12 protein-coding genes and 1 tRNA gene are annotated in these 19920 nt (G+C 30.7%); 11 read left to right on the top strand and 2 right to left on the bottom strand.

Annotated features, from left to right (window positions below; genetic code table 11):
* Window positions 1-430: 430 nt before the first annotated feature.
* From glnA to CLSA_RS05710, 10 genes are all read left to right on the top strand, one after another.
* Window positions 431-1762 carry a type I glutamate--ammonia ligase gene (gene glnA / locus CLSA_RS05665; protein ID WP_022744449.1) on the top strand — a complete coding sequence of 444 codons (1332 nt, stop codon included), beginning with the start codon at window positions 431-433 and terminating at the stop codon, window positions 1760-1762.
* A 200-nt stretch (window positions 1763-1962) separates the two neighbouring features.
* Window positions 1963-2529, top strand: coding sequence for an ANTAR domain-containing response regulator (locus tag CLSA_RS05670; RefSeq protein ID WP_022744450.1), 567 nt, complete (start codon window positions 1963-1965; stop codon window positions 2527-2529).
* Between the two features lie 108 nt (window positions 2530-2637).
* Window positions 2638-7215 (top strand): glutamate synthase large subunit, encoded by a 4578-nt coding sequence (gene gltB / locus CLSA_RS05675; protein WP_022744451.1) that lies wholly within the window; start codon window positions 2638-2640, stop codon window positions 7213-7215.
* A gap of 12 nt (window positions 7216-7227) precedes the next feature.
* Window positions 7228-8700: a glutamate synthase subunit beta gene (locus tag CLSA_RS05680; RefSeq protein WP_022744452.1), complete on the top strand. Its 1473-nt coding sequence runs from the start codon at window positions 7228-7230 to the stop codon at window positions 8698-8700.
* 188 nt (window positions 8701-8888) lie between these two features.
* Window positions 8889-9182 (top strand): hypothetical protein, encoded by a 294-nt coding sequence (locus CLSA_RS05685; RefSeq protein WP_022744453.1) that lies wholly within the window; start codon window positions 8889-8891, stop codon window positions 9180-9182.
* Between the two features lie 395 nt (window positions 9183-9577).
* Window positions 9578-10786: an NADP-dependent isocitrate dehydrogenase gene (locus tag CLSA_RS05690; RefSeq protein ID WP_022744454.1), complete on the top strand. Its 1209-nt coding sequence runs from the start codon at window positions 9578-9580 to the stop codon at window positions 10784-10786.
* Between the two features lie 290 nt (window positions 10787-11076).
* Window positions 11077-11151, top strand: a tRNA-Gln gene (locus tag CLSA_RS05695).
* A gap of 336 nt (window positions 11152-11487) precedes the next feature.
* On the top strand, window positions 11488-12774 hold the full coding sequence (locus CLSA_RS05700; RefSeq protein WP_022744455.1) for a GntP family permease: 1287 nt from the start codon (window positions 11488-11490) through the stop codon (window positions 12772-12774).
* Between the two features lie 112 nt (window positions 12775-12886).
* Window positions 12887-14029 (top strand): glycerate kinase family protein, encoded by a 1143-nt coding sequence (locus CLSA_RS05705; protein WP_022744456.1) that lies wholly within the window; start codon window positions 12887-12889, stop codon window positions 14027-14029.
* Window positions 14030-14284: 255 nt separating this feature from the next.
* Entirely contained in the window at window positions 14285-15274 is a 990-nt protein-coding gene (locus CLSA_RS05710; RefSeq protein WP_022744457.1) for a CdaR family transcriptional regulator, read from the top strand.
* Window positions 15275-15452: 178 nt separating this feature from the next.
* Here CLSA_RS05710 and cooS read toward each other — a convergent pair whose 3' ends face one another.
* On the bottom strand, window positions 15453-17372 hold the full coding sequence (gene cooS, locus CLSA_RS05715) for an anaerobic carbon-monoxide dehydrogenase catalytic subunit (RefSeq protein ID WP_022744458.1): 1920 nt from the start codon (window positions 17370-17372) through the stop codon (window positions 15453-15455).
* 278 nt (window positions 17373-17650) lie between these two features.
* Between cooS and CLSA_RS05720 the strand changes: the two genes are divergently transcribed.
* On the top strand, window positions 17651-17938 hold the full coding sequence (locus CLSA_RS05720; protein ID WP_022744459.1) for a putative quinol monooxygenase: 288 nt from the start codon (window positions 17651-17653) through the stop codon (window positions 17936-17938).
* 291 nt (window positions 17939-18229) lie between these two features.
* Here the strand turns inward: CLSA_RS05720 and CLSA_RS05725 are convergent, their stop codons facing one another.
* Window positions 18230-19456: an aminopeptidase gene (locus CLSA_RS05725; protein ID WP_022744461.1), complete on the bottom strand. Its 1227-nt coding sequence runs from the start codon at window positions 19454-19456 to the stop codon at window positions 18230-18232.
* Between the last annotated feature and the right edge of the window lie 464 nt (window positions 19457-19920).

Below are 19920 nucleotides of genomic sequence, written 5' to 3' on the forward strand. Positions count from 1 at the left end.
TAAATATATGCTGACAACGAAGTCATAGAGGTACGCCGTCTCGTGACTTCGTTTTTTTTGTAAATTTATGCATTATTTATAAAATTTTTTCATTACAATATTATATACAAAATTACAGAATGGAGCATAGTATAATGTTAAATAAAATTTATATAATAAAGGATATATATTGTAATAAAAAATGAGACTATAAATTTTTAAAATGGAAAAATAATCCTGATAACTTTAGAATCTAAAGAAAAACGTATCAAATTATTTATATTGTAAAGTTTTTAGTACGAAAATATTTATTTACTAAAAAAATCACTTGATTTCTTAAAAAAAGGGAAGTATAATTTAGTTATTATATGAATTGAGCAAAGGCGTTCGATAGAAGTTTATACTTGTCTATTGTGCGCTTTTTTTAAAAATGTAAAGGGGGAGTTGTAAAATGGCAAAATACACAAAGGAAGATATCATTAATTTAGTAAAAGAAAACGGCGTAAAATTTATAAGACTTCAATTTACTGATATCTTTGGAACATTAAAGAATGTGGCGATTACAGACAAACAATTGGAAAAAGCATTAGATAATGAATGTATGTTTGATGGATCATCTATTGATGGTTTTGTTAGAATTGAAGAATCAGACATGAATTTAAGACCTAATTTAGATAGTTTTGTTATTTTTCCATGGAGACCACAACAAGGCAAAGTTGCAAGATTAATTTGTGATGTATATAAGCCAGATGGTACACCATTTGAAGGAGATCCAAGACATGTCCTAAAGAGAGCAATTGCAGATGCAAAAGAATTAGGATATACAATGAATGTTGGACCAGAATGTGAATTCTTCTTATTTGAAACAGATGAAAATGGCAGAGCAACAACTAATACTCAAGATAAAGCTGGATATTTTGATTTAGCACCTACAGATTTAGGAGAAAATGCTAGAAGAGACATGACTTTAGCTTTAGAAGAAATGGGATTCGAAATTGAAGCATCTCATCATGAAGTTGCTGAGGGTCAAAATGAAATTGACTTTAAGTATGGAGATGCATTAACTACAGCTGATAATATTATGACATTTAAACTAGTTGTTAAATCTATTGCACAAAGACATGGATTACATGCATCGTTTATGCCAAAACCAATATTCGGAATTAATGGTTCTGGAATGCATGTAAATATGTCATTATTCAAAGATGGAAAAAATGCTTTTGTTGATGAAAATGATAAAAATGGATTAAGTAAAGTTGCTTATCAATTTATCGCTGGATTATTAAAGAACATTAAAGGAATGGCTGCTGTAACTAATCCATTAGTTAACTCATATAAGAGATTAGTACCAGGATATGAAGCACCAGTATATCTAGCTTGGTCTTGCAAAAACAGAACAGCATTAATAAGAGTACCAGCAGCTAGAGGTGCAGGGACTAGAGTAGAATTAAGATGTCCAGATCCAAGTTCTAATCCATATTTAGTATTAGCATGTTTATTACAAGCAGGATTAGATGGAATTAAAAATAATTTACAACCACCTGCTGAAGTTGAAGCAAACATTTTTGCAATGACTGAGCAAGAAAGAAAAGAAAATGGAATTGATAATCTGCCAAACAATTTATATGAAGCAGTAAATTACATGAAAGAAAATGAATTAGCTAAAAAAGCTTTAGGAGATCATGTATATGGAAATTATGTTGCAGGAAAAGCAGCAGAATGGGATGATTACAGAACAAAAGTACATGATTGGGAATTAGAGAATTATCTAAATAAATACTAAGGCACAATCAAAAAAATAATGGACCAGTATGCTTGTCTGTTTTGCTTCATACTGCGTCGGAACTTTCAGTTAATTGCTTGCTATGAGCTAAAAGTTCCTACTTCCATGACACAAAATATACGTCGCATCTTTGGTCTATTATTTTCTTTCATGTGCCTAATCTAGTAATGTAATTACTTTTAGTTAAGGCGGGGATTGCAATGGTCCAAAGTGAAAAAGGAAAACTTATTATAGCATTAAGCAATGTTGAGATAGCAAAAAAATTAAAAACTTTGCTAACGCAAGAAGGGTTTGATATCATAGCCCTATGTACTTCAGGAAATGAATTAATTAGATTAGTTATGCAATATTCCCCAGACCTGGTTTTAGTAGGATATAAGTTTAAGGACATGAGTTTACTGGATGTGTATGAAAACTTAGTAGATTTAACTAGCTTTTTGGCTATTGTAAATGAGCCATATAGATCCTTTATAGAAGAAGATACAGATATATATTGTATTGGTACTAAAATTTCAAATGTACTTTTAACTAATGCCATTGATTTGATATTTCAAAGTAAAAGAAGAATCAAAAAATTAAAAGAGCAGGTAGAAAAATTAGAACATACTCTAGAAGATAGAAAGCTTATTGAAAAGGCTAAAGGTCAACTCATGTCAACTTCAGGACTTACTGAAAATGAAGCATTTAGATATATGCAGAAAATAAGCATGGATTCGGGGAAAAGAATGAAAGATATTGCTAGTTTAATATTAAGTGAAATACAATAAATTATCAATTACAGCAGAATGCGAGTAATTATATCAAAAAAATAGATATCTATTACTCGTTATTTTGCTATAAACAAATATATTATTAAATTTCAAGGGGGAATTACAATGGAAAATAATATTCCGAATGCTCAAGGGTTATATGATCCATCTTTTGAGCATGATGCTTGTGGAATCGGAACTATAGTAAATATAGATGGTGAAAAATCACATGAAATTTTATCAGATTGTTTAACAATCCTAGAAAAATTAGAACATAGAGGCGGTACGGGAGCTGATGAAAATACTGGAGATGGCGCTGGTATATTATTTAACATACCACATAAGTTCTTTAAGGAAGAGCTACAATCAAAAGGTATAACACTTGAAGAAGAGGGAGACTATGCAGTTGCAATGATGTTCTTACCTCAAGATGAAAAGGCTAGAAAAGAAGCTGTCAGCCTTTTTGAAGATATATCAAAGGAAGAAGGACTTGAACTTATTGGGTGGAGAGAAGTTCAAACAAACCCTTCAATACTTGGAAAAGCATCTTTAGAAGCTATGCCATATATTATGCAGGCTTTTGTAAAGAGACCTAATGGCACAAAAAAAGAAAAAGATTTTGAAAGAAAATTATATATTGTTAGAAGAAACATAGAAAAAAGAGCAGCGTGGATAAGCAAATTCTTAAATGAAACTTTTTACATAGCATCTTTTTCGTCTAAGACAATTGTATATAAGGGAATGCTTTTATCTACTCAATTAAGAGTATTTTACAAGGATTTAGAAGATGAAAGAGTTGAAACCTCTCTTGCATTAGTTCATTCAAGATATAGTACGAATACATTCCCAAGTTGGGAAAGAGCTCATCCAAATAGATTTATGATTCATAATGGCGAAATTAATACTTTAAGAGGAAATGTTAACAAGGTTTATTCTAGAGAAACAAATGTTAAATCTAGAGTGCTTGGAAAAGACGTAATTAGAGTATTACCTATCATAAATAAAGAAGGATCAGACTCAGCAATTTTTGATAATAATTTAGAATTCTTATATATGAATGGTATGGATTTACCTAGAGCTGTAATGATGGCAATTCCAGAACCATGGTATAAGAGTAAAACTATGAGCAAAGAAAAAAGAGATTTTTATGAATATAACGCTACACTAATGGAACCATGGGACGGTCCAGCAGCTATAGTATTTACAGATGGTGAAAGAGTTGGTGCAGTTTTAGATAGAAATGGTTTAAGACCATCAAGATATTATATAACTAAAGATAGAAGACTTATACTTTCATCAGAAGTTGGAGCTTTAGATGTACCAGCAGAAATTGTTGAAAAGAAAGATAGATTAATGCCAGGTAGAATGTTACTTGTAGATACAGTTAAAAAGGAAGTTATAAGTGATGAAGAACTAAAGGATACTTATGCAAAAGAAAATCCTTATGGTGAATGGTTAGAACAAAATTTAGTTACTTTAGATAAGATGAAAGAAAGCAAAAAATTCAAAATTGAATATGATAAAGAAACTAGAAAGAGATTAGAAAAAACTTTTGGATATACTTATGAAGAAGTAAAAACAACAATGCTTCCAATGGCTAAGACTGGTGCAGAACCATTAGCAGCAATGGGGGTAGATACTCCGATAGCAGTATTATCTAAACAATCTCAACCATTATTCAATTACTTTAAGCAATTATTTGCGCAAGTAACTAATCCGCCTATAGATGCGATTAGAGAAGAAATAGTTACAGCGTCTAATGTTTATCTTGGACCAGAAGGAAATATTTTAGAAGATAAGTCTTCAAATTGTGAATTAATTAAGCTTGATTCACCAATAATCAATAATGAAGAATTAGCGAAAATAAAAGAATACAATAAAGAAAATTTAAAACCAAAGGTAATAGATATTGTATTTGATAAAGGCGGATCTTTAGAAGATGCATTACATGAAGTATTTGAAAAAGCACAAGAAGCATATGAAAAAGGATATACTATATTAATATTATCTGATAGAAATGTATGCGAAGCAAAGGTTCCAATTCCTTCATTACTTGCAGTATCTGCACTTCATCAATATCTAGTTCAAAAAGGAACAAGAACTTCAGTTGCAATAATATTAGAAAGTGGAGAACCAAGAGAAGTACATCATTTTGCTACTTTAATTGGATTTGGTGCATCAGCTGTAAATCCATATATGGCTTATGAAGCTTTAAGAGGATTAAGGGAAGAAGGATTACTTGAATTAGATTATGATAAGGCTGTTTATAATTATAACAAAGCAGTTCTTAAGGGAATAATAAAAATACTTTCAAAGATGGGTATTTCAACAATACAATCTTACCAAGGAGCTCAAATATTTGAGGCTATAGGTATAGGTAAAGAAGTTATTGAAAAATATTTTACTAATACCGTAAGCAGAATTGGTGGAATAGGATTAAAAGAAATTCAAAGAGAAGCAGAAATAAATCACGAAAAAGGATTTAATGATAAGACTTATGCTGCTGATTTTACATTAGATTCACCAGGATATGAAAAACTTAGATCTGGTGAGAATGGAGCAGAAGAGCATTTATATAATCCTTTAACAATTCATAAACTTCAAGAATCTACAAAGACAGGAAATTATGAATTATTTAAAGAATACACTTCTTTAATTGATAAAGAAGAAGCTGAAATAAATTTAAGAGGATTATTAGAATTCAACTATAATTCTAAAGAAATTCCAATAGAGGAAGTTGAATCAGTTTCAGAGATAGTTAAGAGATTTAAAACAGGAGCTATGTCTTATGGATCAATTTCTAAAGAAGCTCATGAAGCTTTAGCTATTGCAATGAACAGAATCGGTGGTAAATCTAACACTGGTGAAGGTGGAGAAGATAAAGAAAGATGGACTTTAGATGCAAATGGAGATTCAAGAAGATCTTCAATAAAACAAATTGCATCTGGTAGATTTGGAGTAACTTCAGAATATCTAGTTAATGCAGATGAACTTCAAATTAAATTAGCACAAGGAGCAAAACCAGGAGAAGGTGGTCAATTACCTGCAACTAAGGTTTATCCATGGATAGCTAAGACTAGACATTCAACTACAGGGGTTGGGTTAATATCGCCACCACCACATCATGATATTTACTCAATAGAAGATTTAGCACAATTAATATATGATTTAAAGAATGCTAATACAGGTGCTAGAGTATCTGTTAAGCTAGTTTCTGAATGTGGAGTTGGTACTGTTGCAGCTGGAGTTGCTAAAGGTGGAGCAGAAGTTATATTAATTTCAGGATATGATGGAGGAACAGGTGCATCACCTAAGAACTCTATTAAGAATGCAGGACTTCCTTGGGAACTTGGACTTGCAGAAGCACATCAAACATTACTTCTTAATGATTTGAGAGAAAGAGTTAGAGTTGAAGTTGATGGTAAGCTTATGAGTGGTCGTGATGTTGCTGTTGCTGCACTTCTTGGAGCAGAAGAATTTGGATTTGCAACTGCACCATTAGTAACTTTAGGCTGTGTAATGATGAGAGTTTGTAACTTAGACACTTGCCCAGTTGGTGTTGCGACTCAAAATGAAGAATTAAGAAAAAGATTTAAAGGAAAACCAGAATATGTTGTTAACTTTATGTATTTTATAGCACAAGAATTAAGAGAAATCATGGCTAAGCTTGGATTTAGAAAGCTTGATGAAATGATTGGTAGAGTAGATAAACTTAAACAAAAAGAAAATATTCATGGTTGGAAAGCTAAGAACGTTGATTTAAGTGCGGTGCTTTATACTCCAGACAAATATAAAGGTAAAGTAGTTAAATTTGATGAAACTAAGAAATATGACTTTAAATTAAACAAAGTAATAGATGAAAAAATATTCTTAGATAAATTTAAAGATGCCATAGAAAATAAAATAAAGACTAATTTTGAAATTGATGTAACTAATACTGACAGAGCTCTTGGAACTATACTAGGATCAGAAATAACTAGAGTTAATGGAACTGACGGATTACCAGAAGATACTATAAGTATAAAATGTAATGGTGCGGCAGGACAAAGTTTTGGAGCATTTATTCCAAAAGGATTAACTTTTGAAGTTGAAGGAGATGCTAATGATTATTTTGGTAAGGGATTATCAGGTGGTAAGCTTATAGTATACCCTCCAAAGAAATCTACATTTATTGCAGAAGATAACATCTTAATTGGAAATGTTGCTTTATACGGTGCAACTTCAGGAAAAGTATTTATAAACGGTATTGCTGGGGAAAGATTCTGCGTTAGAAATTCAGGTGCAACTGCTGTTGTTGAAGGAGTAGGAGCTCATGGATTAGAATATATGACTGGTGGTAAAGTTGTTGTTCTAGGTAAAACAGGAATTAATTTTGCAGCTGGTATGAGTGGTGGAGTTGCTTACATTTATGAGGAAGATCCAAACTTCAGAATAAACTTAAATGAAGAAATGATTTTACTAGAAGAGTTAAACATAGATGATGAAGAAGAATTGAAAGCTCTAATTGAAGAACATGTAAAAGTTACTGGCTCTCCTAAAGCAAATAAAATATTATATAACTTTGAAACAGAAAAAGTTAAGTTCCATAAAATAATTCCTAAGGATTATAAGAAGGTATTAGAAACTGTTGAAAAGTATAAGAATCTTGGATCTGATGAAGAAGAAGCGTTAATTAAGACTTTCCAAGAAATTAAAGGAATATAGGGGGCTAGAAGAATGGGTAAACCAACTGGATTTTTAGAGTATGATAGAGAAGTAGGCAGAAATAGAGAACCTAAAGAAAGATTGAAAGATTATAAAGAGTTTCATCAAAGGCTTCCTCTAGAAAAGCAATGCATTCAGGGCGCAAGATGTATGGATTGTGGTGTACCATTTTGCCAAGCTGGAGTATTATTTTCAGGTATGGTATCAGGATGTCCGCTTCACAATTTAATTCCTGAATGGAACGATTTAGTATACAGAGGAAAATGGGAATTAGCTTATGAAAGATTAAATAAGACTAATCCATTCCCAGAATTTACAGGAAGAGTATGTCCAGCACCTTGTGAAGCTGGATGTACTGCAGGATTGAATGGTCCAGCAATAACTATTAAGGAAAATGAAAGATCTATAATAGATAATGCATTTGAAAATGGATTTGTTAAAGCAAATACACCTCTTAAGAGAACAGGAAAGAAAGTTGCAGTAATTGGTTCTGGTCCATCGGGATTAGCGGTTGCTAATACGTTAAATAAATGTGGTCATAAGGTTACAGTATTTGAAAGAAGTGATAGACCAGGTGGACTATTAATGTATGGAATTCCTAATATGAAACTTGATAAAGAAGTTATTTTAAGAAGAGTTCACCTTATGGCGGAAGAAGGCATAAAATTTGTAAACAATGCAAATGTTGGTGACAACTATGATGCAAAGGAAATTTTAGATGAATTTGATGCAGTAGTTCTTGCGACAGGAGCATCTCAGCCTAGAGATCTTCAAGCTGAAGGAAGAGATAATGTTAATGGTATCCATTTTGCTGTAGATTTCTTAAAAGCTAATACTAAGAGTCTTTTAGATTCAGATCATGAAGATAATAATTACATTTCTGCAAAAGATAAAAATGTAATTATTATTGGAGGTGGAGACACAGGAACAGACTGCGTTGCAACATCTCTTAGACATGGATGTAAATCAGTAGTTCAATTTGAAATAATGGGTGAACCAGCTCACGAAAGAACTGAAAGCAACCCATGGCCAGAATGGCCTAAAGTTCTTAAGGTTGATTATGGCCAAGAAGAATTTATAGAACTATATGGAAAAGATCCTAGAGAATATTTAACAACAGTTACAGCAGTTCATTCAGATAAAGATGGAAATCTAGAAAGCGTAGATACTGTAAAAGTTGAATGGAAAAAAGGTGACAATGGAAGAATGTTCCCAGCTCATGTTGAAGGTTCGGAAAAGAACTGGCCAGCAGAACTTATATTACTTGCAATGGGATTCACAGGTTCAGAAGATTATCTTAAAAATGCCTTTGGTATTGAATCAGATGAAAGAAGCAATGTAAAAGCTGGTAATGTTGACTTTATGACTAATGTACCGAAAGTATTTGCAACAGGTGATGCAAGACGTGGTCAATCATTAGTTGTAACAGCTATAAGTGAAGGTATAGCAGCAGGAATAGCAGTTGATAAATTCTTAAGAGCTTAAGGCGCATTCAGAAAAATAAAGAAAAAGTGGTGTTGAAAAATTTTTAATACCACTTTTTCTTTTATATTGAATAGTATTACATATATTCAAAGGATAATAAATTAAGGAACAATCAACATTGTACATTAAGGCAGTGTTAATGTATAATAGAATAAGGTACATGAAATTAATGAACGCAGAGGTTGATTATGATGAATAAAGAATTTAAAAGATATATATATATAGCAGGAACAATTTGTGTAATATTTCTAGCAGGTGCTTTATTTTTGCATCTTCTTCCGTTCCTTTTAATGCTTGGAGTAATAGCTTATATTGGAATAAGAATTAACAGGTTTATTAAGAAGAAGAAAGCTGAAAAAAGTAATAGCCAATCTCAATATAATCATAATTATAAAGATGAAAATAATTATGAGACTTCACCAGAAGAATATACAACCGGAGAAGTTATTGATGTCGAGTATGAGGACGTAGATAATAAATAAAATAACACATAAGATTTAATATGAATTTAAACTCAGTTCAATTGACTGAGTTTTTTTGTTGATTAATTAATCTACTAACTGTATATATGGTGCAATATGATTTATAAATTTATTTAGTTATACGGTACATAGTTTTAATGTAGATTTCAATTTTTAACATATATATATTAATAAAAAATGCGATTTGGGTAATTTGAGATTTTGCAATAAAAATATAAGAGTGTTGCAGTAGTTGAGCTTATTTTGGCGTTTAAATGAAAATAAAACTATAGAATTCTTTGATTTTGCAAGAGTGAAAATATAATCATGCAAAAAAAGTTGATAAAACTTAGACGGTACTGTATAATCATTACTATAAGTTTAAAATTTAAATAGCAATTTAAGGGGGCAAAAAAATGGAAAAAATAAAAATGTCTAATCCAATAGTTGAAATGGATGGAGATGAAATGACAAGAATAGTTTGGGGCGAAATAAAAAAGGAATTATTAAATCCTTTTATTGAATTAAATACAGAATATTATGATCTTGGATTAGAGCATAGAAATAATACTAATGATCAAGTTACTGTTGATGCAGCGGAAGCTATTAAAAAGCATAAAGTAGGAGTAAAGTGTGCAACTATTACACCTAATGGGGCAAGAATGAAAGAATATAATCTAAAAGAAATGTGGAAAAGTCCTAATGGTACTATTAGAGCGATATTAGATGGTACTGTTTTTAGAATGCCAATAACTGTGGACTGCGTAAAGCCATATGTTAGATCATGGGAAAGTCCAATTACAATAGCAAGACATGCTTATGGGGATATATATAAGGCTGTAGAAATGAAGGTAGAAGGAAAAAGTAAATGTGAACTTGTACTTACTACTGAAAACGGTGAAGAAAAAAGGGAATTAATACACAACTTTTCAGATGATGGTGTTGTTATGGGGATGCATAATTTAAACAAATCCATAGAAAGCTTTGCAAGAAGCTGTTTTAGTTTTGCATTAGATGTTAAGCAGGATTTATGGTTTGCAAGTAAAGATACAATATCAAAAAAATATGATCATACTTTTAAAGATGTATTTCAAGAATTATATGATAATGAATATAAAACAAAATTTGAAGAGGCAGGAATTAAATATATATATACATTAATAGACGCTGCCGTAGCGAATATTATGAAATGTAAGGGTGGAATAATCTGGGCTTGTAAAAATTATGATGGTGATGTAATGAGTGATATGGTAGCAGCTGCATTTGGTTCAATTGCTATGATGTCTTCTGTATTAGTTTCACCAGAAGGAAATTACGAATTTGAAGCAGCTCATGGAACAGTTCAAGACCAGTATTACAATCATTTAAAAGGAGAAGAAACATCTACTAATTCTGTTGCAACGATATTTGCATGGACTGGTGCGTTAAGAAAAAGAGGTGAACTAGATAATAATAAAGATTTAGTTGAGTTTGCAAATAAGTTAGAAAAATCTTCATTAAAGACAATTGAAGATGGAGTTATGACTGGAGATTTAGCAGCACTTGCACAACATGATAACATTAAAAGAGTAAATACATTTGAGTTTATTAAAGCTACAAGAAAAACATTAGAAGCAATGCTTTAATTTGTTAATTGTAATAATTAAGGGTTTAAATTTGTTAAATAGGGATAGGATACCAATATGTGTATCTTATTTCTTTTTTTATTTAACAATATATCGTTATACATTTAATATTTTTGGTAAAAGTAAATTGCTATTACTAGTATGAAGTATTTTTTGCAACATGTATGTTTTTATAATATTTTAATATGTTCTGTTAAAAATAAAAAAATTAATTAAAATATTAAAATTTTTATTGAAATTAATACTAAATATGTGTAAAATAGTATTGTTAAGTAAATTGTTTATATTAATACCGAGTAGTTCAATGGCAGAACGGCAGACTCTGACTCTGCATGTTGTAAGTTCGAATCTTACCCCGGTAGCCATAAAATTAGTAATACCAACAGTTCATGAAAATAATGAACTGTTGGTATTTTAGTTTTGTTACCTTTTTACTACTTATAAAAATAAATTTAATTTATTTTTATATTGATTTCAAAGTTAAAGTAATTTTCAGTTGAATTAGTGTTTAAAATGGATAATATGTCAAGTACTATAAAGGATATTGTGCAAATGAACAAAAAAATACGTTAAGTAAACAATATCAATGTAATATTAAATGTACTATTATATATTGTATAATCCGAGTAAACGTTAACGTGCGTATGGTTATTACTATAAATAAAAAATTTGAAATTATTTGATTTTAAGGAGGAAATAAAATGACGGTTATTCATTGGAGTGGAGCAGTTATTGGGTTAGTGATTGCAATAATACTAATATTAAGAAAAGTAAATCCTGTATATGCACTTTTTGGAGGTGCTATTGTAGGTGGATTAGTTGGTGGTGCTGGTTTAGCGCAAACAACACAATTTATCATTGATGGTACTAATAGTGTAATGGGTGCAGTTGTACGAGTACTTGCAGCAGGGGTACTAGCAGGAATTTTAATTGAATCTGGTGCAGCAGAAAAAATTGCAGAGACTATAGTAGAAAAACTTGGTGAGAAAAAAGTTCTTCTGGCAATTGCATTATCAAGTATGATAATTACTGCTGTTGGAGTATTTATACCAGTTACGGTTATTATAGTTGCGCCAATAGCACTTCCAGTAGCTAAAAAGGTTGGAATTACTAAGTCTTCTATACTTTTAGCTATGATAGGTGGTGGAAAGGCCGGAAATATAATTTCACCAAATCCTAATACAATTGCAGTAGCTAAAGGATTTAACGTAGAATTAGCACAGGTAATGATAGGTGCATTTATACCAGCTGTAATAGGGCTTATTGTTACATATTTTGTTGCAACTTTAATTAGTAAAAAAGGAGAAATGATTAAGGAATCAGAAATACCAAATAGAGTAGATAACAAAACAAAACCAAGCTTTGGAAAGGCAATGGTAGCACCAATAGTTGCAGTAATATTATTAGCGTTTAACCCTGTTGGAAAAATGCTACATATGAGTTTTTTGTCTAACCTTCAAATAGATGCTATGTATATATTACCTATAGCAGGATTAATTGGCTTGTTTGCAATGGGACAACGTGATAAGATCCTTGACTATACAACAGCAGGGTTAAATAGGATGACGCCAACTGTGATGATATTAATTGGTGCAGGTGCAATAGCGGGCATTATTTCTAAATCAAATTTAAGCGATGCAGTAGTATATTGTATTCAATCAACGGGTATTTCAGGAGTATTTTTAGCACCTATATCAGGTATATTAATGGCAGCAGCTACAGCTTCAACTTCTACAGGATCAATTGTAGCTACAGGAACTTTTGGAAAAGCAATACTAGCTGTGGGAATTGCACCTTTAAGTGCAGCTGTTATGATTAATACAGGAGCTGTAGTTATAGATCATCTTCCTCATGGGAATTTCTTTCATGCATCAGCGGATGCAGTAAAAATGAATATAAAGGAACGTATGAAATTAATGCCATACGAATCTATAGTTGGAGGAACTATGGCTATTGTAGCAACAATTATATATGGATTTTTAAAGTAATTATAAGTTAATAGATTGAATTTTATATACGATTCTGTAATAAAATAAAGGTTAATAATTTATGGAATAATACAAATTTTAAAATATATATAATAAGTTAGGAGCGGTAAATATGAAAAAAGATTTAACTATTGTATTAGCACCTGATTCTTTTAAAGAAAGCATGACAGCAAAAGAAGCTTGTGAAGCAATGGAAAGAGGAATAAAAAAAGTAAATGATAGTATCAAATGTATTCATGTGCCTATGGCTGATGGTGGAGAAGGAACTATGCAATCATTAGTAGATGCTACTAATGGTAAAGTATATTCTTTAAAAGTAGTTGGACCACTTGGAAATGAAGTGGAGGCACAATATGGCATTTTAGGAGATGGAGATGTAGGAGTATTAGAGATGGCAAGCGCTAGTGGAATACATTTAGTATCTACTGAAAAAAGAAATCCGCTATTAACTACAACTTATGGCACTGGTCAGCTCATAAAGGCTTGTTTAGATCATGGAGTAAAAAAATTATTGATCGGTATTGGTGGAAGTGCCACTAATGATGGTGGTGCAGGTGTTATACAAGCACTTGGAGTGAAATTGTTAGATAAACAAGGAAACGAATTAAGTTTTGGTGGTGGAGAATTAGGAAAACTAAATAGCATAGATTTAGAAAACTTTGATTCTAGATTAAAGGATGTTGTTATAGAAGTAGCTTGTGATGTTAATAATCCACTTTGCGGAGAAAAAGGTGCGTCTAACGTATTTGGTCCACAAAAAGGAGCTACAAAAGAAATGATAGGGATATTAGATAATAATTTAAAACATTATGCAGATATAATTAAAAGACAACTTGGAAAAGATGTATTGAATGAGCCAGGGGCTGGAGCTGCAGGAGGACTTGGAGCAGGACTTATGGCGTTTTTAGATGGTACTTTGAAAAAAGGTATTGAAATGGTAATAGAATATGCGTCATTGGAAGAAAAAGTGAAAGATGCAGACATGGTTTGGACAGGAGAGGGAAGTATAGATTTTCAAACTCAATATGGTAAGACTCCTTTGGGAGTTGCAACGGTTGCAAAAAAATATAATAAGCCAGTCATTGCATTAGCTGGAAGAGTTGGTGAAGGTATAGATGTCCTATATGAAAAAGGAATAGATTCAATATTTGGAATAATGAAAGGGGTAGCACCTATCGAGGAAGCTTTAGCAAACGGTCAAGAAAATATTGAAAAAACAGCTGAAAATATAATAAGACTTATGAACTTATTATAGTAAGAAAAAATTATTACAAAGCAATTATGACTTAGAATATCTAAATATATAGAAGGATTGAAGGTGCGTTTAATTTTTAGACGCACTTTTTATTCGTATTAAAGTTTGAAAATGAAAAAAATATATAATATTTAATTGTCTTAAAAAGATTAGTATTATGAACTATGTTCTGAGATAATAAAATTAAAATAATAAATAATTTGTTATTAAATAATTATTTACGCATTTGCTAATACTTAATATTATTCAAGGGATGTGATTAATATAAAATTATCAAAAACTATAGCACAAAAAATTGTTTTAGAAATGATGAATGTGATTCCTTATAATATAAATGTTATGGATGAAAATGGGGTTATTATAGGCAGTGGAGATATAAGACGTATTGGAAATATTCATGAAGGAGCTAAAAAAGCAATTGATAACCAATTTGTAAATGAAGTATATGAAGAAGAAGAGAGAATGAAACCTGGAGTTAATGAGCCTATAATTATAGAAGACAATATAATAGGTGTAATAGGAATTACAGGTCCACCTGATGAAGTGAGGAGATTTAGTAAGCTTGTTCGTGCGACTGCAGTTTTATTAATTGAACAATGTCAACTTGATGAAGAAATTCAAAATAAAAAATTAAATATGCAGAAATTTTACCATGAATTAGTGCATAGAAAGATAGAATATGATGAGAAATTTTATGGGAGAGCTAAAATTTATGGAATGGATCTTACTAAAAAATATCAAACCATTCTTGTGAACGGGAATATAAATTCGCAAAAGTTTAAAATAATATGCAATAAATATACTCATTATTGTGATTTAGATAATAATAGAGGAGTATTTTTTATTGAAGCTGATCAATCATATAATTTGTTATTAAAAGAGTTGAAGAATAATAAAGAGATAAACAAGATAAGTATTGGAGGAGAAGAAAAGATTATTGCTATTTCATTAGAAAATGCAGAATTAGCAATGAAATTTGGCATTAAGATAAAGCCATCAACTTTAATATACAATTATAATGAGCTAAAGTTTTTTATTCATTTATCTTATGATACTAAGGAATCACTAGTTTCTTTGATTTCTAGTCTTGATAATGTTGGAAGTAAATTAGAGCTAATTCAAACTATACAAGCATATGTAGAGGAGAATGGTGACATTAATAGTGTATCTAGTAGATTAAATATACATAGAAATACTTTAAATTATAGACTAGAAAGAATTAAACAATTAACAGGAAAAACCTGAAAAATTTATTAGAATTGTTTGAATTGTTGTGTGGAGTAATTTGGAAAGAGTGAGTGAGAATTTAGAATAATTTGCGTAAATTGAATATTTAATATGTTATTGTTATATAACTGAAAATTTTAGGAATGTAGTTGGATTATTTTTTAAATAAGGCAACTACATTTCTGTTTGTCAGGAATTATTTTAATCCTAATCCTTTTCTTTTTTCATTTATATGAGATTCTATGTTATTGGCAACTTCAACAGGATCATCACCTAAAGCTATTTTTCCTCCGGTTACATCTTCTGCTTTTTCAGTTAGAAGTTCTACTAATTTAGGGGCTCCTGTCATGAAAGGTGTAGGAGATAAATGTGTATAAGTACCATATGCTAGTGCAAAGATTCCATCTATAGTTGCTTTTTGTTCCATCCATTCTGGAGCAGTAACAGCTATTGGAAGAGCAGATACATCAACATCTAGATGATCGGCAAGTGCTGTAACAAGCATTGATATTCTTCCAGTATCTGTGCAAGTACCAAAGCTCAATACAGGAGGTATTTTCAACATGTTACATACTTCTTTTAAGCCATCTCCAGCAATCTCATTAGCGGCTTCTACTGTACACAAACCAGCAACTTCGAGAGCATGATTTCCACAACCACCACTTACAACTAATATATTTCTTTTTATTAGTTCTTTTGTAAGGTTTATAGTCATCCAGTCTTGAGGTCCATTTCTTAAAGTTGAACAGTTAGCAAGTGCTACAACTCCTTTAATTTTACCAGCTACAATTACATCTACTAGTGGTTCAATCTTGTTTCCTAAGGCGCTTAGTACAGCTTCAGTAGAAAAACCAGCTATAGCTTTTTGCGTTTTTTTAGGAACTAATGGTTCAATTTTTCTTTCTTTTCTTTTTTTAAAGTTTTCTATGCCAAGTTCAATTAACTTATCAGCCATTTTATCAACTTCTGCAGGTTCATATGGAATTTTATATTTAATTCCAGGTAAATCAATAATAGTGCTTACAGATACTAAAGTTATTTGATATTTTTCAGCATACACATCTATAGCAGGAGGAGAACAATTTTCTTCCATGGCAAATACATCAACAGTACCTGTAGCTAATAGAGGTTCAATAGTAAGCCAATTACCCATATGTCCTACAAAAACATCATCCATTTCAAATCTTTGCAATAATTCTTGGCCAGTTTCTATAGAACCAACAATTCTAAGTCCCTTAGCACCAGCAGCTTTTGCCATTTCTTGAACTTCATTAGTTCTTGCTTTTAATATTGTTGCAACTCCAGGCCAAGGTTGATGTCCATTAAAAACTATGTTAACGTAATCTGGATCCATGATTCCTAAATCCATATTAACCTCATGTGGTTTAGGAGTTCCAAATAGTATATCTTGAGTCATCTCAAGACCTATTTGAGTATTATAAATTGTAGCAATACCAAGTCTAAGGGCTTTCATAGCTAATGATACATGGCTTCCATCTACGTTGGTAAGACAGCTTGCTACACAATTTTGTTCTTCGTGAACTGTTCCGGCTGGATATATAGATAATTTTTTCCATAATTCTTTTCTCTTTTTTGGTGCAAAGGCTTCTACCATAATATTTTTATCTTCTTTATCAATGTGCTGTTGTTCTTCAAGTAGTGTTGCTAGTTGGACTGCCATATTATTAATTTCTTGATTTGTATCTATACCTACTTTTTCGCACATCCATTTTAGTTTATCTACATCAGTAATTTTAAATGGTGTTTTTCCTTGGCCTGTAGCTTTTAAGGTTCTAAATGCTTCATAAGCATGATGACTATATGTACCAGCTCCCATTATATTCTTAAGAAGGAAGTTTCTCATTGCCATAGCATCTGGATCTATGCCACATACACCTTTTTCTTGACCAGTTTTTTCATTTATTCTACAAGGACCATTTGAACATAATTGACAACTTAGTCCTTTAAGACAAAAAGTACATCTTATTTTTTCTTGTGATTTATATCTATCAAATACGTTGGACAACCCATCGCTTCTGATCCTTTTAAGCATTTCTTCAACAGAATCATGATAACTTACTCTTCCTTCGTTGTTTTCTATTTTAGTTTCATTCATATAAATTGTCACTCCTTTAATTAATCAATATCATATAGTAATTTTTCCAATTATAAAAATAATTATGTAAATAATTATTTAAAATATAATTATTTTTATAGAATTACAGTACATGGATTTTTTGAAATTTAATTATAGCGATAAAAATATATTAAAGAGATGGGGTTATAGACATTATTTGCATAATTATATATAATGAAAAATATGGCAAAGCGCAATTAAAATATAAAAGTGTTATGAAGTTTCATATTGTAGTATGTATGAGAGGATGATTGAAAATGATAAAAGTAGTGGCAAAAAGTAATGTTAAGCATGATAAGATAGAGGAAGTATTAAAGCTAGCAAAGGAATTAGCAGAAATTACTGTTAAAGAAGAAGGTTGTATAAAATATGAAATGTATCAAGATGAAAATGATGAAACTATATTAACAATGATAGAAGAATGGGAAAGCAGAGATGCTTTAAATAAACATATGGAATCTGAACACTTTAAGAGAATAGTTCCAATGATGGGAGCTTTACGCGAAAAGTCAGGAGAAATTAATATATACAAAAGAGTTATATAGGTAAACAGCTTGTAGTTTAGAGTTAGGTGGTAATTTATCGAAATAAGCTGTATTCTTTTTCTCGGTTGCTGTATAATTCGGCTGTGGATTTCTATCATCAAAAGTTACACCTATTTCTGCATGCGCCTCAAACAAGTTGGGGACAAGCAGAAATGGGTGCAACTTCTTATGGAGAAATACATACAGTTAAATTATAAATGCAACACTTAGAAAAAGAATACAGCTTCTTTCTAGTTAGGATAACATTACAAAGCATAAATCTAATTTTGTTATTTTTTTGAATGTGCCTAACTAAGCCCAATTACCATCTTTGAAGATTTGTATCTGTGTACCATCTTTTTTAACACCAAGTATATTAGTGTCTTTTGTTCCTATCATAAAATCTACATGTGTCAATGAATCATTAGCTTTAGCCTTTAAAAGTTCTTCTTTAGTCATGTTTTCACCATTTTTAATACATGATGGATATGATGAACCTAGTGCTAAATGACATGAGGCATTTTCATCATATAGTGTGTTGTAAAAGATTATATTTGAGTTCGATATTGGAGAATTATATGGTACTAATGCTACTTCACCTAAGCTCTTTGACCCTTCATCTGTATCTAATAGCTGCTTTAGAATATCTAATCCTGTTTCAGCAGTATAGTCAATAACTTTACCATCTTTAAATGTTAGTGAAAAATTATTTATTATATTTCCACAATAACTTAGAGGTTTTGAACTAAATACAATTCCATTTACACCATCTAATTTAGGTGTTGTGTATACTTCTTCAGTTGGCATATTTGCAATAAATTTAAATCCAGCTTCAGCAGTATCTTCGCCTCCACACCAAATATGATTTTCAACAAGTTCCACCTTCAAGTCAGTTCCAAGTGAATTTGTAAAATGTAGATATTCAAATTTATGAGCATTTAATTCAGTCACCTTTTGGTGTAAAACATTAATATGTTTGTTCCAAGCTTCTATAGGATCGTTTTCTTTAATTCGCATAACAGTAAAAATTGAATCCCATAATTTTTCTATAGCTTCTTTAGAACTAACTTCGCTAAATACTTTCTTAGCCCAGCCTTCAGTTGGAATTGAAACTATACACCAAGAATTTTTGTTAGCAGTAACGGCTTCAAAATAGTTTTTTAAGGCAGTACGTCTGCTTTTTTGAACAGCAGATATTTTTTTGGAGTCTATTCCTTTTAGAATATCAGGATCAGATGCAGAAATAGTTAAAAATGCAGCACCTTTTTTTACATAGTAATCATATCTATCACGTTCAAAATCTGGTGTGAAAGAGAGCGTTTCAATACTAGAATTAGTAAGTCTGATTTTAGTGAATTTTTCATCATTATAATTTATAACAACATCAGATGCCCCAGCTTTATAAGCTTCATTAGAAATCATTCTTGCAAATTCACTGCAATCAATAGGACTGTTTATAATCAATAATCCATTTTTTTGTAAGTTTATACCTTTAATAACTGCAAGTCTTGCATATTTTAATAGTAAATCATTAAACAAATTTATCACCTCAAAATTTTAATTTTCTAATAAATTAAGTTACTTTTACTCATTTTGTGTAAAGTATTTTTCTAAACATATATATAAATACAATTATATTTTTTATATGACTCATAATCTTATTATTACATTATTTAGTTCAATTATCAAACTTACATGAATGTTTTAAACGATTTTGGTAAGAATATCATATATATTCTATTTAGCTATTTATATTGTATACTTTAAGTTATACAATATAGTATAATAAAACTAATAATTACAATTTTAAATATAACTAAATTTGTGTAGTAGGGGGATAGTCTCACTACTAAATTTATGTAGAAAAGAATTTTGATAAGGCACATGAAAGAAAATAACAAGTCCAAAATGCCATGATTATTTTGCATCAGGCAAGGAAGTGGATTTGTCTCATAGCGGGCTATTAGAGGGATCCGCTAACGTAGCATGATGCAAAATAGGCT

This window comes from Clostridium saccharobutylicum DSM 13864, assembly GCF_000473995.1.
Classification (GTDB): Bacteria; Bacillota; Clostridia; order Clostridiales; family Clostridiaceae; genus Clostridium; species Clostridium saccharobutylicum.